Source organism: Pseudomonas sp. FW305-70 (genome assembly GCF_058783925.1).
Genome location: NZ_JBYSYZ010000015.1, coordinates 47,855 through 72,672 on the forward strand (window position 1 = coordinate 47,855; position 24,818 = coordinate 72,672).

Sequence of the window (24,818 nt, forward strand, 5' to 3'; positions counted from 1 at the left end):
AAGCTATGTTAAACCGCGAGCTCGAAGTCACCCTCAATCTTGCCTTCAAGGAAGCCCGTTCGAAGCGTCATGAGTTCATGACCGTCGAACACCTCCTGCTGGCCCTATTGGACAATGAGGCTGCCGCCACCGTTCTGCGCGCGTGCGGCGCAAACCTCGACAAACTCAAGCATGACCTGCAGGAGTTCATCGACTCCACCACGCCATTGATCCCCGTGCATGACGAGGATCGCGAAACCCAGCCAACCCTGGGCTTCCAGCGTGTACTGCAACGTGCTGTGTTTCACGTACAGAGCTCGGGCAAACGCGAAGTGACTGGTGCCAACGTGCTGGTCGCGATCTTCAGTGAGCAAGAGAGTCAGGCGGTGTTCCTGCTGAAACAGCAGAGCGTTGCCCGCATAGATGTCGTCAACTACATCGCCCATGGCATTTCCAAGGTGCCGGGGCATGGCGATCACTCTGAAGGTGAGCAAGATATGCAGGACGACGAGGGCGGTGAGTCTTCTTCCTCGGGCAATCCCCTGGATGCTTATGCCAGCAACCTCAACGAACTCGCGCGACAGGGTCGTATCGATCCGTTGGTGGGGCGTGAGCTGGAAGTCGAGCGTGTCGCACAGATCCTGGCGCGTCGGCGCAAGAACAACCCGCTGCTGGTGGGCGAGGCGGGCGTGGGTAAAACCGCGATCGCCGAAGGCCTGGCCAAGCGCATTGTCGACAACCAGGTGCCGGACCTGCTGGCCAACAGCGTGGTTTACTCCCTCGACCTGGGTGCCTTGCTGGCCGGTACCAAATACCGTGGTGATTTCGAGAAGCGCTTCAAGGCGTTGCTCAATGAGCTGAAGAAACGGCCGCAGGCGATCCTGTTCATCGACGAGATCCACACCATCATTGGTGCGGGTGCCGCGTCCGGTGGTGTCATGGATGCCTCGAACCTGCTCAAGCCGCTGCTGTCCTCGGGTGATATCCGTTGCATCGGGTCGACCACCTTCCAGGAATTCCGCGGTATCTTCGAGAAGGACCGTGCCTTGGCCCGGCGTTTCCAGAAGGTCGATGTGTCGGAGCCTTCGGTGGAAGACACCATTGGCATTCTGCGCGGCCTGAAGGGGCGTTTCGAAAGCCATCACAATATCGAATACAGCGATGAAGCCCTGCGTGCGGCTGCCGAACTGGCTTCGCGTTACATCAATGATCGTCACATGCCGGACAAGGCCATCGACGTCATCGACGAGGCAGGTGCCTACCAGCGCCTGCAACCGGTCGAGATGCGTGTCAAGCGCATCGAAGTGCCTCAGGTCGAAGACATCGTCGCGAAAATCGCGCGGATTCCGCCAAAACACGTCACCAGCTCCGACAAGGAATTGTTGCGTAATCTCGAGCGTGACCTGAAGTTGACCGTATTTGGTCAGGATGCCGCGATCGACTCGCTGGCCACCGCGATCAAGCTGTCCCGTGCCGGCCTCAAGTCCCCTGACAAGCCTGTCGGTTCGTTCCTGTTCGCAGGGCCTACCGGTGTCGGTAAAACCGAAGCGGCGCGTCAGTTGGCCAAGGCGCTGGGTGTCGAGCTGATTCGCTTCGACATGTCCGAGTACATGGAGCGCCACACCGTATCGCGTCTGATCGGTGCGCCTCCGGGCTATGTCGGGTTCGATCAGGGCGGTCTGCTGACCGAAGCCATCACCAAGCAGCCACACTGCGTGCTGTTGCTCGATGAAATCGAGAAAGCGCATCCGGAAGTCTTCAACCTGCTGCTGCAGGTCATGGACCACGGTACCTTGACCGATAACAACGGGCGCAAGGCGGATTTCCGTAACGTGATCGTCATCATGACGACCAACGCCGGTGCCGAGACAGCTGCTCGTGCTTCGATCGGTTTCACCTTCCAGGACCACTCGTCCGATGCGATGGAAGTGATCAAGAAGAGCTTCACGCCGGAATTCCGCAACCGTCTGGACACCATTATCCAGTTTGGTCGCCTCAGCCATGAGGTCATCAAGAGCGTGGTGGACAAGTTCCTTACCGAACTTCAGGCGCAGCTGGAAGACAAACGAGTGTTGCTGGAAGTCACCGATGCGGCCCGCAGCTGGCTGGCCGAAGGTGGCTACGACGCGGCGATGGGTGCTCGCCCAATGGCTCGCCTGATCCAGGACAAGATCAAGCGTCCACTGGCGGAGGAGATTCTCTTTGGCGAACTGGCCGAACATGGCGGTGTGGTGCACATCGACATCAAGGATGGCGAGCTGACCTTCGAGTTCGAGACCACGGCCGAGATGGCCTGACGTTTGGAAGCAATGCAAAAAGGCGCCGAAAGGCGCCTTTTTGTTGTCTGTAGGGGCGAGCTTGCTCGCGATGGTTGTTAACGATGACGCGGGAAGCCTGGATTGACGCGGCGTTCTCAGGTTTTTCGCGAGCAAGCTCGCTCCTACAGTGGTTTGGCAGCTAAATCCCGCACAAACAAAAACGCCCGGCATAAGCCGGGCGTCTTGTATTGACCAGATTAGCGGGCGCGGTAAGTGATGCGCCCTTTGCTCAAGTCATAGGGAGTCAGCTCTACGCGCACTTTGTCGCCGGTAAGAATACGGATGTAGTTCTTGCGCATCTTGCCGGAGATGTGCGCGGTTACGACGTGCCCATTTTCCAACTCCACACGAAACATGGTGTTGGGCAGGGTGTCGACGACAGTGCCTTCCATTTCGAAGCTGTCTTCTTTCGACATGCAGTAAAGCCCTCGGTGTCCAATGAATGGCCCGGTGCAACTGCGCCAGGCAAAAGCGGCGTGCATTGTGCCCGAAAAGTGGGGTTTAAGCCAAGGGGTTTAGGGCCGGCTCTAGTTTAGAACCACCCAGCGCTGATTAATCAGCAACTCAATAGGGCGATATTGAGTCTTGTAATTCATTTTTTTGCAGTTTTTGATCCAGTAGCCGAGGTAGACCGCCTCCAGCCCCAGTCGCCGGGCCTCGGCGATTTGCCACAGGATTGCATAGCGCCCAAGGCTGCGACGCTCTTCGGCTGGCTCGTAGAAGGTGTAGACCGCCGAAAGACCGTTCGGCAGCAAATCGGTGACGGCGACGGCCAGCAGCTGGCCATTCAGGCGGAACTCATAAAACCGTGAAAACGGCAGGTCCCGCACCAGGAAAGTCGAAAACTGGTCGCGACTGGGCGGGTACATGTCGCCATCGGCGTGACGCTGTTCGATGTAGCGCTGGTAAAGCTCGAAGTACTCTTCGTTGAAGCGGGGCTTGGCCGGACGCACCTGCAAGTCCGCGTTGCGCTTGAAGATGCGTTTCTGTTGCCGGTTGGGCGTGAACTGCCCCACGGGAATGCGCGCCGGAACGCAGGCATTGCAATTCTGGCAATGCGGCCGGTAGAGATGATCGCCACTGCGACGAAACCCCATCTCCGACAGGTCTGCATAGACATGCACATCCATGGGCTGGCTAGGATCGAGGAACAGGGTGGTGGCCTGCTCATCGGGCAGATAACTGCAAGAGTGCGGCTGAGTGGCATAGAACTTCAAACGCGCCAACTCGGTCATGATCAACCCTCGGGATAATGCTTTTGAATAAGTGTAAGCCACGCGCGCAAATGTCGCTCAGCAAACCCAGGTGGCATGGTTGGGTTGGTCCAGATATCCGGCCAGATAGCTGGCAAACTCACGGCGGGGGATGGCCCGGGCTCCGAGGCTGTGCAGGTGATCGGTCGGCATCTGGCAATCGATCAGTACAAACCCCGAGTCTTTCAGATGCCGGACCAGGGTGGCAAAGCCGAATTTAGAGGCGTTGTCAGCGCGACTGAACATGGACTCGCCAAAAAACAACCGGCCCATGGCCAGGCCATACAGGCCGCCGACCAGTTCGTCCCCGTCCCACACTTCCACCGAGTGCGCGTGACCCCGCCTGTGCAGTTCGATGTAGGCCTCCTGCATCGCTTCGGTGATCCAGGTGCCGTCGGCATAATCCCGGGGAGCTGCACAAGCGCGGATGACGGCGGCGAAGTCCTGGTCGAAGGTCACTTGATAGCGTTGCTGGCGCAGCAGTTTGTTCAGGCTTCGCGAGACGTGCAATTCGTCGGGAAACAGAACCGTACGCGGGTCCGGCGACCACCAGAGAATCGGCTGGCCTTCGGAAAACCATGGGAAGCAGCCGTGGCGATAAGCCGAGATCAGCCGATCGGCGGACAGGTCGCCACCGGCAGCCAGCAGCCCGTTGGGGTCGCGCATGGCCTTTTCCAGCGGTGGGAAATGCAAGGTGTTGCGTTGTAACCAAGTCAGCATGGCATCCGGGCTTGCAGAAGGGGAGGGCAGTGGCGGGCATTGGCCCGCCGTAAAGTTTGCCTTCAAACGGCAGGAATGTCGTCGAGGTATTTTTCGGCGTCCAGCGCCGCCATGCAACCGGCACCGGCAGACGTAACGGCCTGGCGATAAACATGGTCGGCCACGTCGCCGGCGGCAAACACACCTGCAATCGCCGTGGCGGTAGCATCGCCTTCGCTGCCGCCCTTGACCAGCAGATACCCGTCGCGCATTTCCAGTTGCCCGATGAACAGGTCGGTGTTGGGTTTGTGGCCGATGGCGATAAACACCCCGGCCAGCGGCAGCTCTGTGGTTTCACCCGTTTGGCTGTCCCGCAGGCGGGCCCCGGTCACGCCACTGGCATCGCCGAGCACTTCGTCCAGGTTCTGGTTCCAATGCAGGCGGATATTGCCGTTGGCGGCTTTTTCGAAGAGTTTGTCCTGGAGGATTTTCTCCGAGCGCAGTTTGTCGCGTCGATGGATCAGGTGCACTTCCCTGGCGATGTTCGACAGGTACAAGGCTTCCTCGACCGCCGTGTTGCCGCCGCCGACCACCGCGACCACCTGGTTGCGATAGAAGAACCCGTCACAGGTCGCGCACGCCGAAACCCCTTTGCCGGCAAAGGCTTCTTCCGATGGCAGGCCCAGGTATTGCGCGCTGGCGCCGGTGGCAATGATCAGGGCGTCGCAGGTGTAGGTGCCGCCATCGCCAATCAGCTCGAATGGCCGTTGTTGCAACTTGGCGGTATGGATGTGGTCGTAAACGATCTCGGTGGCAAAGCGCTCGGCGTGTTTTTGCATGCGCTCCATCAGCACGGGGCCGGTCAGGCCTTCGACGTCGCCTGGCCAGTTATCGACTTCGACGGTGGTGGTGAGCTGGCCACCTGCCTGTATGCCGGTGATGACAACGGGCTTGAGGTTGGCGCGGGCGGCATAAACGGCTGCGCTGTAACCGGCAGGACCGGAGCCCAGGATAATCAGGCGGGAATGCTTCGCTTCGCTCATAAAAACACCTCATAAGCCTTTGTCACAAAAGACAATGCATGCTCAAATTGAATAGCATGTCATGTGCTGTTGACTATGCTACACCCAAGGGTCTCAAGCATGGCGTCGTGCGTACAAACCCGTACAATGCCCTGCGTGTTACATATATTCAGTGCGCACCGTGTTTATAAAAGCCGGAGCGCAGTGTTAAAAGTAGTCCCGGTTACGTGTGTTAACTTTTTTACCTGCCTGGATTGGGCGGTTTTTTAGACATTCAACAGATGGACGCGCCATTGGCGCAGGAAAAGAAGCGTTTTGAAGAAATCCACCGCAGCACCTAAACCAGCCGTCGTTCCGCTCTGGCGCCAGCACTTGCACTACCGACTCAAGGAAGGTGCGCTGATCGCCATCGGTGCCCTGTGCCTGTTCCTGATGATGGCCTTGCTGACCTATGGCAAGGATGATCCGGGCTGGAGCCATAACAGCAAGATCGACGACGTGCAGAATTTCGGCGGGCCCGCGGGCTCCTACAGCGCCGATATCCTGTTCATGGTGCTGGGTTACTTCGCCTACATTTTCCCGTTGCTGCTGGCGGTCAAGGCGTACCAGATCTTCCGTCAGCGTCACGAGCCTTGGCAGTGGAGCGGCTGGCTGTTCTCCTGGCGCCTGATCGGCCTGGTGTTCCTGGTGCTGTCGGGGGCCGCGCTGGCCCATATTCATTTCCATGCCGCGACCGGTCTGCCGGCCGGTGCGGGCGGTGCGCTGGGGGAAAGCCTCGGCGAACTGGCGAGGAACGCCCTGAATATCCAGGGCAGTACGCTGCTGTTCATCGCGTTGTTCCTGTTCGGCCTGACGGTGTTTACCGACCTGTCGTGGTTCAAGGTGATGGACATCACCGGCAAGATCACCCTCGACCTGTTCGAACTGTTCCAGGGGGCGGCCAATCGCTGGTGGGCGGCCCGTACCGAGCGCAAACAGCTGGTCGCCCAGTTGCGTGAAGTCGATGACCGTATGGGTGAAGTGGTTGCGCCGACCGTCACCGACAAGCGCGAACAGGCCAAGGTCAAGGAGCGGTTGATCGAGCGTGAGCAGGCCCTGAGCAAGCACATGTCAGAGCGTGAGAAGCAGGTGCCGCCGGTGATTGCACCCGCGCCGCCAAAACCTGCCGCGCCGAGCAAACGCGTTGAAAAAGAGAAGCAGGCGCCACTGTTCGTCGACAGCGCCGTGGAAGGCACCTTGCCGCCGATCTCGATTCTTGATCCCGCGGAAAAGAAACAGCTCAATTATTCGCCCGAATCCCTGGCGGCGGTCGGCCACCTGTTGGAAATCAAGCTCAAGGAGTTCGGCGTCGAAGTGACTGTGGACTCGATCCACCCGGGTCCGGTGATTACCCGTTACGAAATCCAGCCCGCCGCTGGCGTCAAGGTCAGCCGCATCGCCAACCTGGCCAAAGACCTGGCCCGTTCCCTGGCCGTGACCAGCGTGCGCGTGGTGGAAGTGATTCCGGGCAAGACCACGGTCGGTATCGAGATTCCCAACGAAGACCGGCAGATCGTGCGTTTCTCCGAGGTGTTGTCGACCCCCGAGTACGACAACTTCAAATCCCCGGTCACCCTGGCCCTGGGCCACGATATCGGCGGCAAGCCGGTCATCACCGACCTGGCGAAGATGCCGCACCTGTTGGTGGCCGGTACCACCGGTTCCGGTAAGTCGGTGGGCGTGAACGCGATGATCCTGTCGATCCTGTTCAAGTCCGGGCCGGAAGACGCCAAGCTGATCATGATCGACCCGAAAATGTTGGAATTGTCGATCTACGAAGGCATTCCGCACCTGCTGTGCCCGGTGGTCACCGACATGAAGGACGCCGCCAACGCCCTGCGCTGGAGCGTTGCCGAGATGGAGCGACGCTACAAGCTGATGGCCAAGATGGGCGTACGGAACCTGTCGGGTTTCAACGCCAAGGTCAAGGAAGCCCAGGACGCCGGCGAGCCGTTGAGCGATCCGCTGTACAAGCGCGAAAGCATCCACGACGAAGCGCCGCTCCTGCAAAAGCTGCCGACCATCGTGGTGGTGGTCGACGAATTCGCCGACATGATGATGATCGTCGGCAAGAAGGTTGAAGAACTGATCGCGCGTATCGCCCAGAAGGCGCGTGCGGCCGGCATTCACTTGATCCTCGCGACCCAGCGTCCGTCGGTGGATGTGATCACCGGTCTGATCAAGGCCAACATCCCGACCCGCATGGCGTTCCAGGTATCGAGCAAGATCGACTCGCGGACCATCATCGACCAGGGCGGCGCCGAACAACTGCTGGGCCACGGTGACATGCTGTACATGCCGCCGGGCACCAGTCTGCCGATTCGTGTTCACGGTGCCTTCGTGTCCGACGATGAGGTTCACCGCGTGGTGGAGGCCTGGAAGCTGCGGGGCGCGCCGGAATACAACGACGATATCCTCAATGGCGTCGAAGAGGCGGGCAGCGGCTTCGAAGGCAGCAGCGGGGGCGGCGACGGTGACGATCCCGAGGCCGACGCGCTGTACGACGAAGCGGTCCAGTTCGTGCTGGAAAGCCGTCGCGCCTCCATTTCCGCGGTTCAGCGCAAGCTCAAGATCGGCTACAACCGCGCCGCGCGCATGATCGAAGCCATGGAAATGGCCGGGGTCGTGACGTCCATGAACACCAACGGTTCGCGTGAGGTCCTGGCCCCTGGCCCGGTGCGCGACTGACACGAACATGAAAGGGTGGCGCCCTTTGGCGCCGCTCGCACTCCCACGAATGTTATGAGGACTCCCATGCGTCTGATCCGCATGCTGTTGCTGCCGGTACTGGCTTTGACCACGCTCCAGGCTAACGCCGATGACAAGGATGTGGCACGCCTGACCCAACTGCTGGAAAAATCCCAGACCCTGACGGCGCGTTTCTCGCAACTGACCCTTGATGGCACCGGCACCCAGTTGCAGGAAACTGCCGGCGACATGTCCCTGCAGCGCCCGGGCCTGTTCTATTGGCACACCGATGCACCGGCCGAACAGACCATGGTGTCCGATGGCAAGAAGGTCACCCTGTGGGACCCGGACCTGGAACAGGCCACCATCAAGAACCTCGACCAGCGCCTGACCCAGACTCCGGCCTTGCTGCTGTCCGGTGACGTGTCCAAGATCAGCCAGAGCTTCGACATCAGCGCCAGGGAAGCCGGCGGCGTGATCGACTTCACCCTGAAGCCGAAGACCAAGGACACCCTGTTCGACAGCCTGCGCCTGTCGTTCCGCAATGGTCTGGTCAACGACATGCAGTTGATCGACAGCGTGGGCCAGCGCACCAATATCCTGTTCACCGGGGTGAAGGCCAACGAGCCGATCCCGGCGTCCAAGTTCAAGTTCGAGATCCCCAAAGGGGCGGACGTGATCCAGGAATAAAACGCAGAACCCCTGTAGGAGCGAGCCTGCTCGCGATGGACTCAAGGGCACCGCTGGGTGTCAGGCTGCCAGCGTTATCGTTAACGTCCATCGCGAGCAAGCTCGCTCCTACAGGATCGGCATTCGACCCAGTGAGGTTTCATAGATAGCCATGGACCTGTTTCGCAGCACCCCCATCGCCCAGCCCCTGGCCGCCCGCCTGCGCGCGGCCAACCTGGACGAGTACGTCGGTCAGGAACACGTGCTCGCTCGCGGCAAGCCCTTGCGCGAAGCGCTGGAGCAGGGTGCCCTGCATTCGATGATTTTCTGGGGGCCGCCGGGCGTGGGCAAAACCACCCTGGCGCGATTGCTCGCGGAAGTCTCGGATGCACACTTCGAAACGGTCTCGGCGGTGCTGGCCGGGGTCAAGGAGATCCGTCAGGCGGTGGAAATCGCCAAGCAGCAGGCCGCGCAGTACGGCCGCCGCACCATTTTGTTCGTCGACGAAGTGCATCGTTTCAACAAGTCCCAGCAGGACGCGTTCCTGCCCTATGTCGAAGACGGCACGCTGATTTTCATCGGCGCGACCACGGAAAACCCTTCGTTCGAACTCAACAACGCCTTGCTCTCCCGCGCCCGCGTCTACGTGCTCAAGAGCCTCGACGAAGCGGCCCTGCGCAAACTGGTGCAGCGTGCGCTGACCGAAGAGCGGGGCCTGGGCAAGCGCAACCTGACCCTCAGCGATGAAGGCTTCCAGATGCTGCTGTCGGCTGCAGACGGCGATGGTCGACGCCTGCTCAACCTGCTGGAAAACGCCTCGGACCTGGCCGAAGACAACAGCGAATTCGGCACCGAGCTCCTGCAGAGCCTGCTCGGCGACACCCGTCGACGCTTCGACAAGGGTGGCGAAGCCTTCTACGACCAGATATCCGCGCTGCACAAATCGGTGCGCGGCTCCAACCCCGACGGCGCGCTGTACTGGTTCGCGCGCATGATCGACGGCGGTTGCGACCCGCTGTACCTGGCCCGGCGCGTGGTGCGCATGGCCAGCGAAGACATCGGCAACGCTGACCCGCGCGCCCTGAGCCTGTGCCTGGCGGCCTGGGAAGTGCAGGAGCGTCTCGGCAGCCCCGAAGGCGAACTGGCGGTGGCCCAGGCCATCACCTATCTGGCCTGCGCGCCGAAAAGCAACGCGGTGTACATGGGCTTCAAGACCGCATTGCGCGCCGCCGCCGAACACGGCTCGCTGGAGGTGCCGCTGCACCTGCGCAACGCGCCGACCAAGCTTATGAAACAATTGGGCTATGGCGACGAATACCGCTATGCCCACGACGAACCGGATGCTTATGCCGCCGGGGAAGACTATTTCCCCGAAGAACTCGACCCGATTCCGTTCTATCAGCCCGTGCCCCGTGGCCTGGAGTTGAAGATCGGCGAAAAACTCAACCACCTGGCAAAACTCGACCGTTTAAGCCCCCGGCAGCGGAGAAAATAGTGCTTCCCTTGATCGTTGCGGTTTCCGCTGGCGGGATGGCCGGCACGCTGTTGCGCTTCGCCACCGGCAACTGGATCAACGCGAATTGGCCGCGGCACTTCTATACCGCGACGCTGGCCGTTAATATCGTGGGCTGTTTGCTGATCGGCGTTCTATACGGTCTGTTTTTGATACGCCCGGAGGTGCCCATCGAGGTGCGCGCCGGGTTGATGGTCGGCTTCCTCGGGGGGCTGACGACTTTTTCATCCTTTTCACTGGATACGGTGCGCCTGCTGGAAAGCGGGCAAGTGCCGCTGGCCCTGGGCTATGCGGCACTCAGCGTATTCGGCGGGCTGCTTGCCACCTGGGCCGGCCTGTCCTTGACCAAACTTTGATAAACGAGAAACCGACATGCTCGATTCCAAACTGTTACGTAGCAACCTTCAGGACGTAGCGGACCGCCTGGCATCCCGTGGCTTTGTGCTGGATGTTGCGCGCATCGAAGCGCTGGAAGAACAGCGCAAGACCGTCCAGACCCGCACCGAAGCACTGCAGGCTGAACGTAACGCGCGCTCCAAATCCATCGGTCAGGCCAAGCAGCGCGGCGAAGACATCGCACCGCTGATGGCGGACGTCGAGCGCATGGCGGGCGAATTGAGCGCCGGCAAAGTCGAACTGGACGCGATCCAGACCGAACTGGACTCGATCCTGCTGGGCATTCCCAACCTGCCCCACGAATCCGTGCCGGTCGGCGAAGACGAAGACGGCAACGTCGAAGTGCGCCGTTGGGGGACCCCGACTGCCTTCGATTTCCCGGTTCAGGACCATGTGGCCCTGGGCGAGAAGTTCGGCTGGCTGGACTTCGAAACCGCCGCCAAGCTGTCCGGCGCCCGTTTCGCCCTGTTGCGCGGTCCGATTGCCCGTCTGCACCGCGCCCTGGCGCAGTTCATGATCAACCTGCACGTCACCGAGCACGGCTATGAAGAGGCCTACACGCCTTACCTGGTCCAGGCCCCGGCGCTGCAAGGCACCGGTCAACTGCCGAAGTTCGAGGAAGACCTGTTCAAGATCGCTCGCGAAGGCGAGGCCGACCTGTACCTGATCCCGACCGCCGAAGTGTCGCTGACCAACATCGTCGCCGGCGAAATCGTCGATTCGAAACTGCTGCCGATCAAGTTCGTCGCCCACACGCCGTGCTTCCGCAGTGAAGCCGGCGCATCGGGTCGTGATACCCGCGGCATGATCCGTCAGCACCAGTTCGACAAGGTTGAAATGGTGCAGATCGTCGAGCCGTCGAAGTCGATGGAAGCGCTGGAAGGCCTGACCGCCAACGCCGAGAAAGTCCTGCAACTGCTGGAACTGCCTTACCGCACCCTGGCGCTGTGCACCGGCGACATGGGCTTCAGCGCGGTCAAGACCTACGACCTGGAAGTGTGGATCCCGAGCCAGGACAAGTACCGCGAAATCTCGTCGTGCTCCAACTGTGGCGACTTCCAGGCCCGCCGCATGCAGGCGCGCTTCCGCAACCCGGAAACCGGCAAGCCGGAACTGGTACACACCCTGAACGGCTCAGGCCTGGCAGTGGGTCGCACCCTGGTGGCGGTGCTGGAGAACTATCAGCAGGCCGACGGTTCGATCCGGGTGCCCGAGGTTCTCAAGCCGTACATGGGTGGTCTTGAGGTCATCGGCTAAATGAAATATCTGCCGCTGTTTCACAACCTTCGCGGCAGTCGTGTGTTGGTCGTCGGCGGGGGGGAAATTGCCTTGCGCAAATCCCGCCTGCTGGCCGATGCCGGTGCGCAGCTGCGGGTGGTTGCACCTGAAATCGAAGCACAACTGCGCGAACTGGTTGCCGGCAGCGGTGGCGAGTGCCTGTTGCGTGGCTACGCCGAAGCGGATCTGGACGGTTGCGGGCTGATCATTGCCGCCACCGACGACGAAGCGCTGAATGCACAAGTCTCCGCCGATGCCCATCGGCGTTGCGTGCCGGTCAATGTGGTGGACGCGCCGGCCCTGTGCAGCGTGATCTTCCCGGCCATCGTTGACCGTTCCCCGTTGATCATTGCCGTGTCCAGCGGTGGCGATGCGCCGGTGCTGGCACGCTTGATCCGCGCCAAGATCGAAACCTGGATTCCTTCCACCTACGGTCAACTGGCCGGTCTGGCGGCGCGTTTTCGTCACCAGGTCAAAGGCCTGTTTCCGGATGTGCAGCAGCGTCGGGCATTCTGGGAGGATGTTTTCCAGGGCCCGGTTGCCGATCGGCAACTGGCCGGGCAGGGCGCTGAAGCCGAGCGTCTGCTGCAGGCGAAAATCGATGGTGAAGCTCCTGTTGCGACCGGTGAGGTCTATCTGGTGGGCGCAGGGCCAGGTGATCCCGATCTGCTGACGTTCAAGGCACTGCGCCTGATGCAGCAAGCCGACGTGGTGCTGTACGACCGTCTGGTAGCGCCGGCGATTCTCGAATTGTGCCGTCGCGACGCCGAGCGGGTCTACGTCGGCAAGCGCCGTGCCGATCACGCGGTGCCGCAGGATCAGATCAACCAGCAATTGGTGGATCTGGCCAAGCAAGGCAAGCGTGTAGTGCGGCTGAAGGGCGGCGATCCGTTCATCTTTGGTCGTGGCGGTGAAGAGATCGAAGAACTGGCGGCCCATGGCATTCCGTTCCAGGTCGTGCCGGGGATTACGGCGGCCAGTGGTTGCGCGGCCTATGCCGGGATTCCGCTGACCCACCGCGATTACGCGCAATCGGTACGCTTTGTCACCGGGCACCTGAAGGACGGCTCAACCGACTTGCCGTGGGCCGATCTGGTCGCGCCAGCGCAGACGCTGGTGTTCTACATGGGCCTGGTGGGCTTGCCGATTATCTGCGAGCAGCTGATCAAGCACGGTCGCGGTGCTGATACCCCGGCGGCGTTGATCCAGCAGGGCACCACGGTCAATCAGCGCGTCTTCACCGGAACCCTGGCCGACTTGCCACGATTGGTGGCGGAGCATGAAGTGCATGCGCCGACGCTGGTGATCGTCGGTGAAGTGGTGCAACTGCGCGAGAAACTGGCGTGGTTCGAAGGGGCTCAGGGGCAGGTCTAGAGACCGAGGTGCCCCCATTCGCGAGCAAGCCCGCTCCCACATTGGATTCGTGAACGACACAAATCCCCTGTGGGAGCGGGCTTGCTCGCGAAGAGGCCCTCACATCCACCGCAAAACTCAGCTCAGACTCAGGCCTTGCGCCAAACCCCTTTCCCGCTCAACCGCTCCCGATCATGGGCCACGGTAAAGTCCTGCGCCGGCCCCTTGGGCACCACACCCGTCGGGTTGATAGTGCGATGGCTGGCATAGTAGTGGTGCTTGATGTGTTCAAAATCCACCGTCTCGGCAATCCCCGGCCACTGATAGATCTCCCGCAGCCAGTTCGACAGGTTCGGATAATCCGCAATCCGCCGCAGGTTGCACTTGAAGTGCCCGTAGTACACCGCATCGAAGCGAATCAGCGTGGTGAACAGGCGGATGTCCGCTTCGGTCAGGTATTCGCCAGCCAGATAGCGGTTGGCGCCCAGCAGCAGCTCCAGGCGGTCCAGTTCGGCAAACACCTCGTCGAAGGCTTGTTCATAAGCCTGTTGCGAGGTGGCAAACCCGGCGCGGTACACGCCATTGTTCACCGCCGGATATATCCGTTCGTTCAACGCATCGATCTCACCGCGCAGCGGCGCCGGGTAGAAGTCCAGGTCGTTACCGGTCAGATCGTCGAAGGCACCATTGAACATGCGGATGATTTCCGATGATTCATTGTTGACGATGCGTTTGTGCTGTTTGTCCCACAGCACCGGCACGGTGACGCGGCCGGTGTAGTCAGCGGTATCGGCGGTGTAGCGCTGGTGCATGAAGTCGAAGTGATCGAGCTTGTCGCCGGTGGAGCCCAGGGCTTTGTCGAAGGTCCAGCCGTTTTCCAGCATCAGCCAACTGACCACCGAAACGTCGATCAGGCTTTCGAGGCCTTTGAGTTTGCGCAGGATCAGGGTGCGATGGGCCCACGGACAGGCCAGGGACACATACAGGTGATAGCGACCGGGTTCGGCCGCAAAACCGCCGACGCCGGTGGGTCCCGGCTTGCCGTCTGCGGTCAGCCAGTGGCGACGTTGCGCCTGTTCACGCTGGAACGCGCCGTCCTTGCTGCTTTCGTACCACTTGTCCTGCCAGCGGCCATCGACTAACAAACCCATGTTCAAGACTCCAGAAGCCAATATTCGTTGGAGTTGAGTCTATTCCCATGGGTTCGAACAAAAAGCGCAAAGATCGGGCGCGAATGATCGGTTAAATCGATTTGTTGCGCGCGGCCCAGTATTGCCCGGCTGTTTCAAAGGCCTGTTCGCGGCTCTGGCCGAGTCCACGCAGGGCCAGGGCCATGGTCGAGATCAGGGCCATTTGCGGGTAGCTGTCGACCACCTCGCCACGCCACACCGCTTTCAAGTGCTCGGGATCGAGCGAGGCGGGTTTGACGTGACGCTGCGCCGACAACTGCGGCCATTCCTCGTCCCAGCTCTCGCCGCCAGTGGTGCCGTACAGATGGCTGTCGGCGTCCGGGTTGATCTCGATCTCGCCGCCATCGCCCTTGATCACGATCGCGGTATCGCCGAGCAAGCCGCTGGCATCGCGATGCACGGCCTGATAGCCGGGGTGGAAAATGCTCTGCAGGCCGCAACGCGCGCCCAGCGGATTGAGAATCCGCGCCAGCGAGTGGATTGGCGAGCGCAGACCGAGGGTGTTGCGCAGGTCGATCATCCGTTGCAGCTGCGGTGCCCAGTCCACCAGGGGCATGAAGGCCAGGCCGCCGTTATCCAGTGCCGAACCCACCTGTTGCCAGTTGCGGCACAGCGGGATGTTCAATTCACCCAGCAGTTGCTCGCTGTACAGGCGACCGGCCGTGTGGGCGCCGCCGCCATGCATGAAAATCCGCACGCCGTTTTGCGCAAGGCACTTGGCTGCCAACAGGTACCACGGCAGGTGCCGCTTCTTGCCGGCGTAGGTTGGCCAGTCCAGGTCCACCGCCAGTGCCGGAGGGTCCAGGCGTTCGCGCAAGGCTTCGGTGAACCCGGCCATTTCCTCGGCGCTTTCTTCCTTGTGCCGCAACAGCATCAGGAACGCGCCGAGCTGGGTTTCCTCGATCTTTTCATCGAGCACCATGCCCATGGCCTCGCGGGCCTCGACCCGGGTCAAGTCCCGGGCGCCGCGCTTGCCTTTGCCAAGAATCCGCACGAACTGGGCGAACGGGTGCTCGGCGGGCGTTTCGAGGGTCAGTGCTGGGTAATCGGTCATAAGCAATTCGTCGGTTTGGGCAGGCCCGCCAGCTTCGCGGCGAGTTTGGCGGGGGTGCCTTTGAACAGTCGGTTCAGGTGCAGGCTGTTGCCTTTTTCCGGGCCGAGTTTCAATGCGGTGTATTTGATCAACGGGCGGGTGGCCGGTGACAGCTGGAACTCGGCGTAGAAACTGCGCAGCAATTCGAGGACTTCCCAGTGCTCGGGCGTCAACTCGATGTCTTCGGCAGCCGCCAGGGCGCTGGCCACATCGGCAGACCAGTCATTGAGTTCGACCAGGAAGCCGTCCTTGTCCAGCTCGATGGCGCGGGCGCCGACCGTCAATGCATTCATAGCCAACTGTTGACCTTGTCATAGTGAATCGACAGTTCGACGAAGGCCGGGTAATCGATGGCCTGGGCCCAGTCCGGAACCACCAGCGCACGGGCCTGGGCATCTTCGGCCAGGACGAACAGCTTCAGGCCACGGGTGCTGAGTGCCGTGAACGGCGCGGTGCCTGGCTGCAGGGCATAGGCGGCATCGCCGGACAGCAGCAAGCCGTCGTTGGCACCGATCACGCGCAGGCAACTGGTCAGGCGTTCGTCACCGAACGGGGAGTGAGACAACACATGCAAAGTCGACATCAGAGGGTGATCACCTGGTCGTAACGGTCAATGAGGGCGGTGATTTCGTGGGCGGCCAACACCCGGGCTTCTTCCAGCGCCAGGCTGCTCGGGTCGAGGCCGCGCTGGGTGATGCTGTCGCCACAGGCAAACAGTTCCTCGACACCGAACATCGGCAGGGCTTGCAGGTTGGCGCTCAGGTCTTTCTGTTGCAAGGTCCTGGCGTTCTGGCTGGCGGCCAGCTGGAACACGCCGTCATCGAGAAACAACAGGCCAATCGGCAGATCGAAGGCCCCGCCGGCCAGCACGATATCCAGCGCTTCCCGCGCGCCCGGGCCGGACCATGGCGACTGGCGGCTGATGATCAATATGGATTTGGCCACGTCATGCGCCTCCGAAACAGATCAGGCGGTCGGCATCCTGCGCCGCGTCATGCAATTGGCCGAGGCCGGACAATTCCCACGGCGCACCGACGGCAACAGCCTCGCGCTGATAGCGCCGGGCTTCTTCTTCATTCAAGACACCACGACGCAGGGCGGCGGCGATGCACACCACGCCGTCGAGTTGATGGTCGCTGACAAAAGTGCGCCATTGCTTGGGCAAGTCCGCTTCATCCTGGGGCGTGACCACGCTGGCGGACGCGTTGTAGACGCCGTCCTGATAGAAAAACAGCCGGACGATCTCATGCCCGCCGGCCAGCGCCGCTTGGGCGAACAGCAGGGCGCGGCGCGAGGAGGGCGCGTGGGCGGCGGAAAACACGGCGATGGCGAACTTCATGACAGACTCGATCAGCGAAACTGCGGCCATGATAATGCTTTATCGGCGGGGCGGCCAAAGTGATGTTGTCTGTACGGGCCTCTTCGCGGGCAAGCCCGCTCCCACAGGTTTTGTGGTCATGCCGTAATCTCTGGCATTGCACAGATCACTGTGGGAGCGGGCTTGCCCGCGAAGGCGGCCGAACAGGCGATGCAAAACTCAGCGCGGCATGTACCCCAACTGCCAGCGCCGCGGGATCTTCAACGACAATACCCCGAGCGCGGCAGCCAGCAGGCCACTGGCAAACAACGCCTTGAGTCCCAGGTGATGTTCCAGCACGGCACCGAGTACCGCGCCGGCGAACATGCCGGTCCAGGGAATCAGTTGCACGCGCCAGCCGTTGCGGCGCTCGCCGAGCATATAGCGGCCCAGTCCGCGGCCGAAACGCGACAGGGCGCCGGTAACGTAAGTCAGGCCCACCGGCAGGCCGTTCACTTCTTCCACCGCGGCGTTGAGCATGCCCATTGCGATGATCGCCGCCAGCAGGGCCGGCAGTTGCGCGTCATAAGGCCAGGCTGCGGCGGCGCACAGCAGGGTGGCGATGCACAACAGCAGCGGCAGGGCCCGGCGGCCACCCAGGCGGCTGACGATAATGCCCAGCGCGTTGCCGACGATGAAGGTGGCGACGAGGATCACCAGGCGCAGGGTCAAGCCAAGGTCGCCAGCGCTGATGGCGACAGCCATCCGGGTGGTGTTGCCGCTCATGAACGAGACGAAGTCGCCGCTGGCCATGAAGCCGATGGCGTCGGTCATGCCGGCGAGTACCGAGAGCATGGCCACCAGGCTCAGGCCTATGCGCCCGCGCCATTTCTGCGTGTGCAAGTGACCGGGGCTGGCGTGGGTCCTGGCGGTGTTGGGCAGCATTGGCGACGGCATCCTTGAACAGTGCTCAGGGTTTTATCCCATTCAACTCGCAATACTCAAGCCAGTCCATACCGGCCATTTCCGCGACTTCCCGGTGCACTTCCAGGCGCTGCGCTTCGTAGTCCCGGGGGGTGGCGGCGGTTAACTGCAACGTCAGTTCCCAAGCGAACAACTGCTGGCGTTCTGCTTCAGCTTCAAACGCTTCGTGCAGCCGTTCCTCGCGATACTGTGCCGCCGTTTCACCCTTGGCCTGAGCCAGCAGCGGGTTGAGGTGGTCGAGTTCTTCGCGCAACTCGGGGCGTGCATCGAGAAACTTCTTGAGTGCTTGCTCATGCTGCAGTTCGGTTGCCGCCATGGTCGCTCCTTGAGAACGGATTACGAGGATTGCTGCTTGCTGGCTTTGGCCGCTGCCGCCAGGCATTCGAGGGCAAACTGCTCGGTGTAGGTCATCTGGATCGGCGTGGTTTCGCCTTTGACGGTTCTTTCGCCGTCGAGGATGTAGCGAATCCGCTTGTCGGTGACGCCGATTCGCTTGGCGATCCAGGACGGCGTCTGACCGATCTGGCTGATCAGCTTGTCGGCATACTCAGTGCTCGGTTTGTAGAACTCGGCATTAGGTGTCATCAGATTTCCAGTCAGGGGTGCGATGGGGCGTTATTGGCGCGACAGGGTGCGCGAATCGTTGTGCGCTGTCGCGGTATAAATGCAGTAAAGCAGAACGATACGGGCTGGCGGGGTGATAAAGTCCGCTTTTTCCTGATGAGTGAATGCAATGCGAATTCTGATGGTGGCGCTGGCCGTGACGTTGCTGGCCGGATGCGCCAGCTCGGCGATGAACGACGCCCGCACCAAGGCCCCGTACAAGACCCTGAACTCGGAAAAACCGGGAAAGGACGTCGCCCAGTGCGTGCAGTTTTCCTGGCAGGACGAGGCTGTGTTCGGCGTTGATGCCGCCGCCTATCTGGAGCCTGGCGAGAAGGGCGGCACGACCGTTTATACCCGTTCGGCGGAGTCCTTCGTCGACGTGACCACCGATGCCTCGGGCACGGTGTTGAGCTACTACGCGCAGAAGGATGATTTCGTGGCCAAGCGCCGTTTGGCGGCGTTGGCGACTTGCCTCTGATCTGACGCTGTACCCCTGTAGGAGCGAGCTTGCTCGCGATGGTCGTCAACGAAAACGCTGGGTGCCTGACACCCCGCGGCGTTCCGGTTTTTTTCGCGAGCAAGCTCGCTCCTACAGGGGGGGCGTTATGGATCAGTAGCTCAGGCGCTTCTGGAAGAAGAAGTGCTTGTGCCCCGGCGGGTAATCGGCAATGTGCCCGATCTCGCTGTAGCCGCATTTTTTGTAGAACTCCGGGGCCTGGAATTCGAAGGTTTCCAGCCACAGACCGACGCATTCCTTTTCGCGCGCAAGGTCTTCGGCCATCTGCATCAACCTGGTGCCCATGCCTTGTCCCCGGGCCTGTTCCGGCACCGCCAGCAAGTCTATGAACAACCACTGATAAAACAACCGGGCGTAAACGCCGCCGACGATTTCGTCGTTGTCATCGCGTATCAGCAATGCGATATGTTCCGGTGGCGGGCTTGCAGACTTCGAGGCGTTGTAGGCGCGCAACGGCACGAGGATCGCCTCGCGCTCTTCGGTGCTGGGGTTGTGCTTGCGTTCAATACGCAGGTTCATGGCTATATCCTTATGGCAGTGAAGCCGCAGCCTATCCCGGTTGCTGTGATTGTTCCATCCCCGGGAAAGTTGAACCGTCGCCAACGCACAGCTGTCATTCCTTAAGACGCGTCACTCCAGGCGCCGCTGATGAGGACAACGCCCCGTGAACATTTTTGAAGCCTTGCGCGAAAGCCACGAACGCCAACGGACCTATGCCAAGGCGCTGATCCACACCAGCGGCGATACGCCTGAGCGGGTCGAGGCGTACAAGCAACTCAAGTCAGAATTGCAGGCTCACGCCACGGCCGAAGAGCGGCATTTCTACATTCCGCTGATGAAGTTCGACAACGGGGTCGACCTCAGCCGTCATGGCATCGCCGAGCACCACGAAATGGACGAAATGATGGAGGCGCTCGATGACACCGAAATGTCCAGCCCGGCCTGGCTGGTGACCGCGAAGAAGCTCTCGGAGACGGTGCATCACCACCTCGAGGAAGAAGAGCAGAAGTTCTTCCAGATGGCCGGCAAGTTGCTCGACGACAAACAGAAAGAGTCGTTGGCCGGGCAATACGAGAAGGAGTACAAGGCGCAGCTTGCTTGAAGGGGCAGGTTTTCACCTAACATGTGCACTCTCTGACAAATAACAGGACGCGTTGTCATGTCGAACACAGCCGAGCGGGTCAACATCCTTGAGTCCCAGGTGTTGTCCCACGACTGGTACCTGCTCAAGAAAATCACCTTCGATTACCAACGCAACAACGGCGAGTGGCAACGCCAGACGCGAGAGGTCTACGACCGTGGCAACGGCGCAGCGATCCTCTTGTACAACCGCGAAAAGAAAACCGTGGTACTGACCCGGCAATTTCGCCTGCCGGTGTTCGTCAATGGCCACGACGGGCTGTTGATCGAAGTGGCGGCGGGGCTGCTGGAAGGCGCGGCGCCTGAAGACCGCATCCGTGATGAAGCGGAGGAGGAGACGGGTTACCGCGTGCACCATGTGCAGAAGGTGTTCGAGGCGTACATGAGCCCCGGTTCGGTGACGGAAAAACTGCACTTCTTCATTGCCGAATACGACGCCAGGTCGAAAGTCAGCGACGGTGGCGGGCTGGAGGCGGAAACCGAAGAACTGGAAGTGCTGGAGTGGGCGTTCGACGATGCACTCGAAGCGTTCTACCGTGGTGAGATCTGCGACGCCAAGACCATCATGCTGCTGCAGTATGCGGCGATGAAAAACCTCTTCAATCAATCCTGATCTCCCCGTAGGAGCTGTCGCAGGCTGCGATCTTTAAAAGATCAAAAGATCGCAGCCTGCGGCAGCTCCTACAAGGTCAAAAGCCGGGCAGGCGTGCGGTGCCGGGCGTTTGCCCGCCTTCAAGGGTGAGCAACAACGCCTTCGCCTCCAGCCCACCGGCAAACCCGGTGAGCTTGCCCGACGCCCCAATCACCCGGTGACACGGCGCCACGATCGAAATCGGGTTCTTGCCATTCGCCGCACCCACCGCCCTGACCGCCGCCGGGTTGCCGATCTGTTCGGCGATCTGGCTGTAGCTGCGGGTCTCGCCGAACGGGATGGTCAGCAGCGCCGCCCAGACCTTTTTCTGAAATTGCGTGCCGGCAAAGTCCAGTTCCAGTTCGAAGCGATCGCGGGTGCCGGAAAAATATTCGCGCAGCTGCGCGGCGGTGCGCACCAGGATCGGGTTGTCCGGCGCCTCGCTCATCGGGCCGAGGCGCACCCGCCCGGGTTTGTCGTTTTCCCAGAGGATGGCTGCCAGTCGCGAACCGTTCGCCACCAGCTTCAACTGGCCGACCGGGGAAGCCACGGTGATGCAGGTATAGGTCATGCCAGGGCTCGCGGAAAATTGCTGAACAAGCGTTAAGGATACTGCCTCGACGAGGAGGCGCAATACGTAATCCCGACCATACTTGCTCACGGCTTTTGAAGCGTTCCCCTGGTTAATGACAAGAAGAGACCGACTCATGAAGTACGAACCTTTTGCCAAATCGCTGATTGCGACCTCATTGGCTCTCAGCTGCCTGACTGCTCACGCTGCCTCCGTGGCCCCGGCGACGGGGGAAAACGGCATGGTGGTCACCGCCCAGCATCTGGCCAGCCATGTGGGCGTGGATGTGCTCAAGAGCGGCGGCAACGCCGTCGACGCAGCGGTCGCGGTCGGCTATGCGCTGGCGGTGGTGTACCCCGCGGCAGGCAACCTCGGTGGCGGTGGTTTCATGACCATCCAGTTGGCGGACGGGCGCAAGACCTTCCTCGACTTCCGTGAAAAAGCGCCGCTGGCCGCCACCGCCAACATGTACCTGGACAAGGACGGCAACGTCGTTCCCGATCTGAGTACCCGTGGCCACCTGGCCGTGGGTGTGCCGGGCACCGTTTCCGGCATGGAACTGGCGCTGTCCAAGTACGGCACCAAACCGCGCAAGGAAATCATCGCCCCGGCCATCAAGTTGGCCGAAGACGGTTTCGTGCTGGAGCAGGGCGACGTCGATCTGCTGGACTACGCCACCGACATGTTCAAGAAGGACATGAAGGATTCCGGCTCGATCTTCCTCAGCAACGGCGAGCCGATGCAGGTCGGCCAGAAGCTGGTGCAAAAGGACCTGAGCAAGACCCTGCGGGAAATCTCCGAGAAAGGCGCCGACGGTTTCTATAAGGGCTGGGTGGCCGACGCCATCGTCACCTCCAGCCAGGCCAACAAGGGCATCATCACCCAGGCCGATCTCGACAAATACAAGACCCGCGAACTGGCGCCCATCGAGTGCGACTACCGTGGCTACCACGTGGTCTCGGCACCGCCACCGAGCTCCGGCGGCGTGGTGATCTGCGAGATCATGAACATCCTCGAAGGCTATCCGATGAAGGAACTGGGCTATCACTCGGCCCAGGGCATGCACTATCAGATCGAAGCCATGCGCCACGCCTATGTCGACCGCAACAGCTACCTGGGCGATCCGGATTTCGTGAAGAACCCGATTGCCCACCTGCTGGATAAAAACTACGCGACCAAGCTGCGCGAAGCGATCAAGCCACAAAAAGCCGCGGTATCGAGTGAGCTCAAGCCCGGCGTAGCGCCCCATGAAGGCAGCAACACCACGCATTACTCCATCGTCGACAAGTGGGGCAACGCGGTGTCGGTGACCTACACCCTCAACGACTGGTTCGGCGCGGGCGTGATGGCGAGCAAGACCGGGGTCATCCTCAACGATGAAATGGACGACTTCACCTCGAAAATCGGCGTGCCGAACATGTACGGCCTGGTGCAGGGCGAGGCCAACGCCATCGCACCCGGCAAGGCGCCGCTGTCGTCCATGAGCCCGACCATCGTCACCAAGGACGGCAAAGTGGTGATGGTGGTCGGCACCCCGGGTGGCAGCCGCATCATCACCGCGACCTTGCTGACCATGCTCAACGTGATCGACTACGGCATGAACATCCAGGAAGCAGTGGATGCGCCGCGTTTCCACCAACAGTGGCTGCCGGAGGAAACCAACCTGGAAGCGTTCACCACCAGCCCGGACACGGTGAAGATCCTGGAAAGCTGGGGGCACAAGTTTGCCGGTCCACAGGACGCCAACCACCTGGCGGCGATCCTGGTCGGTGCGCCGTCCCTGGGGGGCAAGCCGGTGGGCAAGAACCGTTTCTACGGGGCGAACGACCCTCGGCGTAACACCGGGTTGTCGCTGGGTTATTGAGGGTTGTGTCCGGAGGGGGGCGGGCTTATGTTCGTCCCCTGAACCATCGACCGTTCAAGGAAGGAAATCATGACCACTGCGTTGTTAATCATCGACGTCCAGCAGGCCTTGTGTTGCGGTGAGTACGAGTGCTTCGAGATCGAACGAGTCATCAACACCATCAATGACCTGTCTGCCCGGGCGCGCAAGGCCGGCGTGACCGTGGTGCTGATCCAGCACGAAGAAACGGGCAGCCCGCTGGCGCATGATGTTCCCGGCTGGCAACTGGCCGCAGGACTGCAAACCTCGCCCACGGATCATCGCGTGCGCAAGACCACCCCGGATTCGTTCTACAAGACCCACCTGCAAAATCTTTTACCGGTGCAGGACTTCGAGCGCCTGGTCATCTGTGGTTTGCAGACGGATTACTGCATCAACTCCACCGTGCGCCAGGCCCTGAAACTGGGCTATGACGTGGTACTGGCGAGCGATGCTCATTCCACCGTCGACAACGGCAACCAGACCGCCGAAGACATCATCGCCGAACACAACAAGGACCTGAAGCGCCTGACCGGTTCCGTGGCGCGAATCGACGTGATCCCGGCCAAGGACATCCATTTCTGATCCCACCACATCCCCCTGTGGGAGCGGGCTTGCTCGCGAAAGCGGTGTATCAGTCAACATCAATATTGACTGTAGCGACGCTTTCGCGAGCAAGCCCGCTCCCACAGAGCCCTACACCGCTCCGAAAATCTCCATCAGCTCGTTGAGGAACGCACTCACCAGGTCCTTCTGACGAGATGAATGCCGCACCGCCGCATGAAAGCTCACCTCATAACGCAGCAGATCCGGGTTCAGCGGGTGCAATTGCCCCAGCTGTTCATGCCGGGTCGCGTAGTGCTGTGGCAGAAACCCCAGGTGCTGGCCGGACAGGATCAGCAGGGCCGCGCCGTCCATGCTGTCGGTGAGCACGGTCAGGCGTTCGAGGGAGGTGGGGGCCGGCATCTCCGGCAGCGGATGGCTCGGCCAGACCCAGTCAAAGCCGCTGACATCTTCGCGGGTCAGTGCGCCGACCTGGTCGAACAACGGATGCGAGGGCGCGCAGTAGGCAATCTGGGTTTCCGGGAACAACGGGAAATAATCGATGCTGGGCAAGCGGTGCCAGAAGTAACCAATGGCCAGGTCGATATGGCCGTTGATGATTTTCTCTTCCAGCAGCGACGACGACAGCTCGGTGAAATGGAAGTACAGCCCCTCGTGCCGAGCCCGCAAACGGGCAATGGCCAGGCCGATTTTCTTGTTCGCCACCGGATCGATCTGCCCCAGCAGGCCGATGTTGATGCTGCCCGAGACTTTGCGGTTGATGTGCTGCACCTCGACCCGGAATCCTTCGGCCGCCGCCAGCAAGCGTCGGGCCGCCTCGATGAACTGCGTGCCTTTGGGCGTGACGGAAAACCCGCCACGTCCGCGTTCGCACAGACGGAAACCGACCCGCGCTTCCAGCGTCGCCAATTGCGCGCTGATCGTCGGCTGCGTGGTGTTGAGGGCGGTTTGCGCCGCCGAGATGCCGCCGGCCTCGACGACGGTCAGAAATACCCGGATCAGACGCAGATCCAGCTCCGTAACAGTTCCCAGCATGGGGGCTCCCGGTTCTCGATTACATAGGCGCTGATCTATGTGAACAGTGTGCCTGCGATATTTTATTGCCCGGACTCACACCCTACATTGCCGTGAAACCA

28 protein-coding genes are annotated in these 24,818 nt (G+C 61.1%); 12 read left to right on the forward strand and 16 right to left on the reverse strand.

The window, feature by feature from the left end; translation table 11 throughout:
* Positions 1-5: 5 nt before the first annotated feature.
* Entirely contained in the window at positions 6-2,276 is a 2,271-nt protein-coding gene (gene clpA, locus AC3WN7_RS13935; protein WP_007972069.1) for an ATP-dependent Clp protease ATP-binding subunit ClpA, read from the forward strand.
* Between the two features lie 218 nt (positions 2,277-2,494).
* Here the strand turns inward: clpA and infA are convergent, their stop codons facing one another.
* The 4 genes from infA to trxB form a co-directional block, all read right to left on the reverse strand.
* Positions 2,495-2,713 (reverse strand): translation initiation factor IF-1, encoded by a 219-nt coding sequence (gene infA / locus AC3WN7_RS13940; RefSeq protein ID WP_002553999.1) that lies wholly within the window; start codon positions 2,711-2,713, stop codon positions 2,495-2,497.
* 111 nt (positions 2,714-2,824) lie between these two features.
* Positions 2,825-3,532: an arginyltransferase gene (locus AC3WN7_RS13945; RefSeq protein ID WP_015094395.1), complete on the reverse strand. Its 708-nt coding sequence runs from the start codon at positions 3,530-3,532 to the stop codon at positions 2,825-2,827.
* Positions 3,533-3,589: 57 nt separating this feature from the next.
* Complete coding sequence (gene aat, locus AC3WN7_RS13950; protein ID WP_095966494.1) at positions 3,590-4,270, reverse strand: leucyl/phenylalanyl-tRNA--protein transferase; 681 nt, start codon at positions 4,268-4,270, stop codon at positions 3,590-3,592.
* Positions 4,271-4,332: 62 nt separating this feature from the next.
* Complete coding sequence (gene trxB, locus AC3WN7_RS13955) at positions 4,333-5,292, reverse strand: thioredoxin-disulfide reductase (RefSeq protein WP_007972075.1); 960 nt, start codon at positions 5,290-5,292, stop codon at positions 4,333-4,335.
* A 294-nt stretch (positions 5,293-5,586) separates the two neighbouring features.
* Here trxB and AC3WN7_RS13960 point away from each other — a divergent pair, with 294 nt between their 5' ends.
* The 6 genes from AC3WN7_RS13960 to cysG all read left to right on the forward strand — a co-directional run bounded on the left by AC3WN7_RS13960 (position 5,587) and on the right by cysG (position 13,228).
* Positions 5,587-7,998 carry a DNA translocase FtsK gene (locus AC3WN7_RS13960; RefSeq protein WP_095966492.1) on the forward strand — a complete coding sequence of 804 codons (2,412 nt, stop codon included), beginning with the start codon at positions 5,587-5,589 and terminating at the stop codon, positions 7,996-7,998.
* A 66-nt stretch (positions 7,999-8,064) separates the two neighbouring features.
* Positions 8,065-8,688, forward strand: a complete 624-nt coding sequence (gene lolA / locus AC3WN7_RS13965; protein ID WP_102673995.1) for an outer membrane lipoprotein periplasmic chaperone LolA — start codon at positions 8,065-8,067, stop codon at positions 8,686-8,688.
* Between the two features lie 151 nt (positions 8,689-8,839).
* A complete protein-coding gene (locus AC3WN7_RS13970; protein ID WP_102673994.1) occupies positions 8,840-10,162 on the forward strand; it encodes a replication-associated recombination protein A in 1,323 nt (440 codons plus the stop codon).
* Positions 10,162-10,536, forward strand: coding sequence for a fluoride efflux transporter CrcB (crcB, locus tag AC3WN7_RS13975; protein WP_102673993.1), 375 nt, complete (start codon positions 10,162-10,164; stop codon positions 10,534-10,536). Before AC3WN7_RS13970 ends, crcB begins: the two co-directional genes overlap by 1 nt.
* 16 nt (positions 10,537-10,552) lie before the next feature.
* Entirely contained in the window at positions 10,553-11,833 is a 1,281-nt protein-coding gene (serS, locus tag AC3WN7_RS13980) for a serine--tRNA ligase (protein WP_015094401.1), read from the forward strand.
* Positions 11,834-13,228, forward strand: a complete 1,395-nt coding sequence (gene cysG / locus AC3WN7_RS13985) for a siroheme synthase CysG (protein WP_095966489.1) — start codon at positions 11,834-11,836, stop codon at positions 13,226-13,228.
* A gap of 128 nt (positions 13,229-13,356) precedes the next feature.
* Here cysG and AC3WN7_RS13990 read toward each other — a convergent pair whose 3' ends face one another.
* The 9 genes from AC3WN7_RS13990 to AC3WN7_RS14030 form a co-directional block, all read right to left on the reverse strand.
* Positions 13,357-14,358 (reverse strand): glutathione S-transferase family protein, encoded by a 1,002-nt coding sequence (locus AC3WN7_RS13990; RefSeq protein WP_102673992.1) that lies wholly within the window; start codon positions 14,356-14,358, stop codon positions 13,357-13,359.
* Positions 14,359-14,449: 91 nt separating this feature from the next.
* Positions 14,450-15,451 (reverse strand): glycosyl transferase family protein, encoded by a 1,002-nt coding sequence (locus AC3WN7_RS13995; RefSeq protein WP_102673991.1) that lies wholly within the window; start codon positions 15,449-15,451, stop codon positions 14,450-14,452.
* Complete coding sequence (locus tag AC3WN7_RS14000) at positions 15,448-15,783, reverse strand: TusE/DsrC/DsvC family sulfur relay protein (RefSeq protein ID WP_015094405.1); 336 nt, start codon at positions 15,781-15,783, stop codon at positions 15,448-15,450. Before AC3WN7_RS14000 ends, AC3WN7_RS13995 begins: the two co-directional genes overlap by 4 nt.
* Entirely contained in the window at positions 15,780-16,073 is a 294-nt protein-coding gene (gene tusB / locus AC3WN7_RS14005; RefSeq protein WP_102673990.1) for a sulfurtransferase complex subunit TusB, read from the reverse strand. The genes AC3WN7_RS14000 and tusB overlap by 4 nt, the downstream gene beginning before the upstream one ends.
* Positions 16,073-16,435: a sulfurtransferase complex subunit TusC gene (tusC, locus tag AC3WN7_RS14010; protein ID WP_102673989.1), complete on the reverse strand. Its 363-nt coding sequence runs from the start codon at positions 16,433-16,435 to the stop codon at positions 16,073-16,075. The genes tusB and tusC overlap by 1 nt, the downstream gene beginning before the upstream one ends.
* Position 16,436: 1 nt before the next feature.
* Entirely contained in the window at positions 16,437-16,829 is a 393-nt protein-coding gene (gene tusD, locus AC3WN7_RS14015; RefSeq protein ID WP_095966485.1) for a sulfurtransferase complex subunit TusD, read from the reverse strand.
* A 198-nt stretch (positions 16,830-17,027) separates the two neighbouring features.
* Positions 17,028-17,732 carry a YoaK family protein gene (locus tag AC3WN7_RS14020; RefSeq protein WP_095966484.1) on the reverse strand — a complete coding sequence of 235 codons (705 nt, stop codon included), beginning with the start codon at positions 17,730-17,732 and terminating at the stop codon, positions 17,028-17,030.
* 25 nt (positions 17,733-17,757) lie between these two features.
* A complete protein-coding gene (locus tag AC3WN7_RS14025; RefSeq protein WP_095966483.1) occupies positions 17,758-18,087 on the reverse strand; it encodes a DUF6388 family protein in 330 nt (109 codons plus the stop codon).
* 20 nt (positions 18,088-18,107) lie between these two features.
* Complete coding sequence (locus tag AC3WN7_RS14030) at positions 18,108-18,356, reverse strand: hypothetical protein (protein ID WP_095966482.1); 249 nt, start codon at positions 18,354-18,356, stop codon at positions 18,108-18,110.
* A gap of 148 nt (positions 18,357-18,504) precedes the next feature.
* On the opposite strand from AC3WN7_RS14030, the gene AC3WN7_RS14035 reads away from it, so the two are divergent.
* Positions 18,505-18,855 (forward strand): hypothetical protein, encoded by a 351-nt coding sequence (locus tag AC3WN7_RS14035; RefSeq protein WP_015094411.1) that lies wholly within the window; start codon positions 18,505-18,507, stop codon positions 18,853-18,855.
* Positions 18,856-18,987: 132 nt separating this feature from the next.
* Here AC3WN7_RS14035 and AC3WN7_RS14040 read toward each other — a convergent pair whose 3' ends face one another.
* Positions 18,988-19,413, reverse strand: a complete 426-nt coding sequence (locus AC3WN7_RS14040) for a GNAT family N-acetyltransferase (protein ID WP_102673988.1) — start codon at positions 19,411-19,413, stop codon at positions 18,988-18,990.
* 145 nt (positions 19,414-19,558) lie between these two features.
* Between AC3WN7_RS14040 and AC3WN7_RS14045 the strand changes: the two genes are divergently transcribed.
* Together AC3WN7_RS14045 and AC3WN7_RS14050 are read left to right on the forward strand one after the other, a co-directional pair.
* Positions 19,559-19,996: a hemerythrin domain-containing protein gene (locus AC3WN7_RS14045; RefSeq protein ID WP_007980611.1), complete on the forward strand. Its 438-nt coding sequence runs from the start codon at positions 19,559-19,561 to the stop codon at positions 19,994-19,996.
* A 57-nt stretch (positions 19,997-20,053) separates the two neighbouring features.
* On the forward strand, positions 20,054-20,647 hold the full coding sequence (locus AC3WN7_RS14050; protein WP_095966480.1) for an NUDIX domain-containing protein: 594 nt from the start codon (positions 20,054-20,056) through the stop codon (positions 20,645-20,647).
* A 76-nt stretch (positions 20,648-20,723) separates the two neighbouring features.
* Here AC3WN7_RS14050 and AC3WN7_RS14055 read toward each other — a convergent pair whose 3' ends face one another.
* Positions 20,724-21,236, reverse strand: a complete 513-nt coding sequence (locus AC3WN7_RS14055) for a methylated-DNA--[protein]-cysteine S-methyltransferase (protein ID WP_007980613.1) — start codon at positions 21,234-21,236, stop codon at positions 20,724-20,726.
* A 136-nt stretch (positions 21,237-21,372) separates the two neighbouring features.
* On the opposite strand from AC3WN7_RS14055, the gene ggt reads away from it, so the two are divergent.
* Positions 21,373-23,100: a gamma-glutamyltransferase gene (ggt, locus tag AC3WN7_RS14060; RefSeq protein WP_102673987.1), complete on the forward strand. Its 1,728-nt coding sequence runs from the start codon at positions 21,373-21,375 to the stop codon at positions 23,098-23,100.
* Positions 23,101-23,169: 69 nt separating this feature from the next.
* A complete protein-coding gene (locus tag AC3WN7_RS14065; protein ID WP_102673986.1) occupies positions 23,170-23,703 on the forward strand; it encodes a cysteine hydrolase family protein in 534 nt (177 codons plus the stop codon).
* Positions 23,704-23,814: 111 nt separating this feature from the next.
* On the opposite strand, the gene AC3WN7_RS14070 is transcribed toward AC3WN7_RS14065, so the two are convergent.
* Positions 23,815-24,717, reverse strand: a complete 903-nt coding sequence (locus AC3WN7_RS14070; RefSeq protein ID WP_095966477.1) for a LysR family transcriptional regulator — start codon at positions 24,715-24,717, stop codon at positions 23,815-23,817.
* Between the last annotated feature and the right edge of the window lie 101 nt (positions 24,718-24,818).

Coding starts and splice junctions, on each gene's coding strand:
- AC3WN7_RS14000 (WP_015094405.1), bottom strand. CDS start 15,783: ATGAATGCATTGACGGTCGGCGCCCGCGCCATCGAGCTGGACAAGGAC.
- AC3WN7_RS14030 (WP_095966482.1), bottom strand. CDS start 18,356: ATGACACCTAATGCCGAGTTCTACAAACCGAGCACTGAGTATGCCGAC.
- ggt (WP_102673987.1), top strand. CDS start 21,373: ATGAAGTACGAACCTTTTGCCAAATCGCTGATTGCGACCTCATTGGCT.
- AC3WN7_RS14055 (WP_007980613.1), bottom strand. CDS start 21,236: ATGACCTATACCTGCATCACCGTGGCTTCCCCGGTCGGCCAGTTGAAG.
- AC3WN7_RS13990 (WP_102673992.1), bottom strand. CDS start 14,358: ATGGGTTTGTTAGTCGATGGCCGCTGGCAGGACAAGTGGTACGAAAGC.
- clpA (WP_007972069.1), top strand. CDS start 6: ATGTTAAACCGCGAGCTCGAAGTCACCCTCAATCTTGCCTTCAAGGAA.
- lolA (WP_102673995.1), top strand. CDS start 8,065: ATGCGTCTGATCCGCATGCTGTTGCTGCCGGTACTGGCTTTGACCACG.
- serS (WP_015094401.1), top strand. CDS start 10,553: ATGCTCGATTCCAAACTGTTACGTAGCAACCTTCAGGACGTAGCGGAC.
- tusD (WP_095966485.1), bottom strand. CDS start 16,829: ATGAAGTTCGCCATCGCCGTGTTTTCCGCCGCCCACGCGCCCTCCTCG.
- AC3WN7_RS14025 (WP_095966483.1), bottom strand. CDS start 18,087: ATGGCGGCAACCGAACTGCAGCATGAGCAAGCACTCAAGAAGTTTCTC.
- AC3WN7_RS14050 (WP_095966480.1), top strand. CDS start 20,054: ATGTCGAACACAGCCGAGCGGGTCAACATCCTTGAGTCCCAGGTGTTG.
- trxB (WP_007972075.1), bottom strand. CDS start 5,292: ATGAGCGAAGCGAAGCATTCCCGCCTGATTATCCTGGGCTCCGGTCCT.
- AC3WN7_RS14020 (WP_095966484.1), bottom strand. CDS start 17,732: ATGCTGCCCAACACCGCCAGGACCCACGCCAGCCCCGGTCACTTGCAC.
- AC3WN7_RS14040 (WP_102673988.1), bottom strand. CDS start 19,413: ATGAACCTGCGTATTGAACGCAAGCACAACCCCAGCACCGAAGAGCGC.
- AC3WN7_RS14070 (WP_095966477.1), bottom strand. CDS start 24,717: ATGCTGGGAACTGTTACGGAGCTGGATCTGCGTCTGATCCGGGTATTT.
- AC3WN7_RS13945 (WP_015094395.1), bottom strand. CDS start 3,532: ATGACCGAGTTGGCGCGTTTGAAGTTCTATGCCACTCAGCCGCACTCT.
- infA (WP_002553999.1), bottom strand. CDS start 2,713: ATGTCGAAAGAAGACAGCTTCGAAATGGAAGGCACTGTCGTCGACACC.
- AC3WN7_RS13970 (WP_102673994.1), top strand. CDS start 8,840: ATGGACCTGTTTCGCAGCACCCCCATCGCCCAGCCCCTGGCCGCCCGC.
- AC3WN7_RS14065 (WP_102673986.1), top strand. CDS start 23,170: ATGACCACTGCGTTGTTAATCATCGACGTCCAGCAGGCCTTGTGTTGC.
- AC3WN7_RS14035 (WP_015094411.1), top strand. CDS start 18,505: ATGCGAATTCTGATGGTGGCGCTGGCCGTGACGTTGCTGGCCGGATGC.
- AC3WN7_RS13995 (WP_102673991.1), bottom strand. CDS start 15,451: ATGACCGATTACCCAGCACTGACCCTCGAAACGCCCGCCGAGCACCCG.
- tusB (WP_102673990.1), bottom strand. CDS start 16,073: ATGTCGACTTTGCATGTGTTGTCTCACTCCCCGTTCGGTGACGAACGC.
- aat (WP_095966494.1), bottom strand. CDS start 4,270: ATGCTGACTTGGTTACAACGCAACACCTTGCATTTCCCACCGCTGGAA.
- cysG (WP_095966489.1), top strand. CDS start 11,834: ATGAAATATCTGCCGCTGTTTCACAACCTTCGCGGCAGTCGTGTGTTG.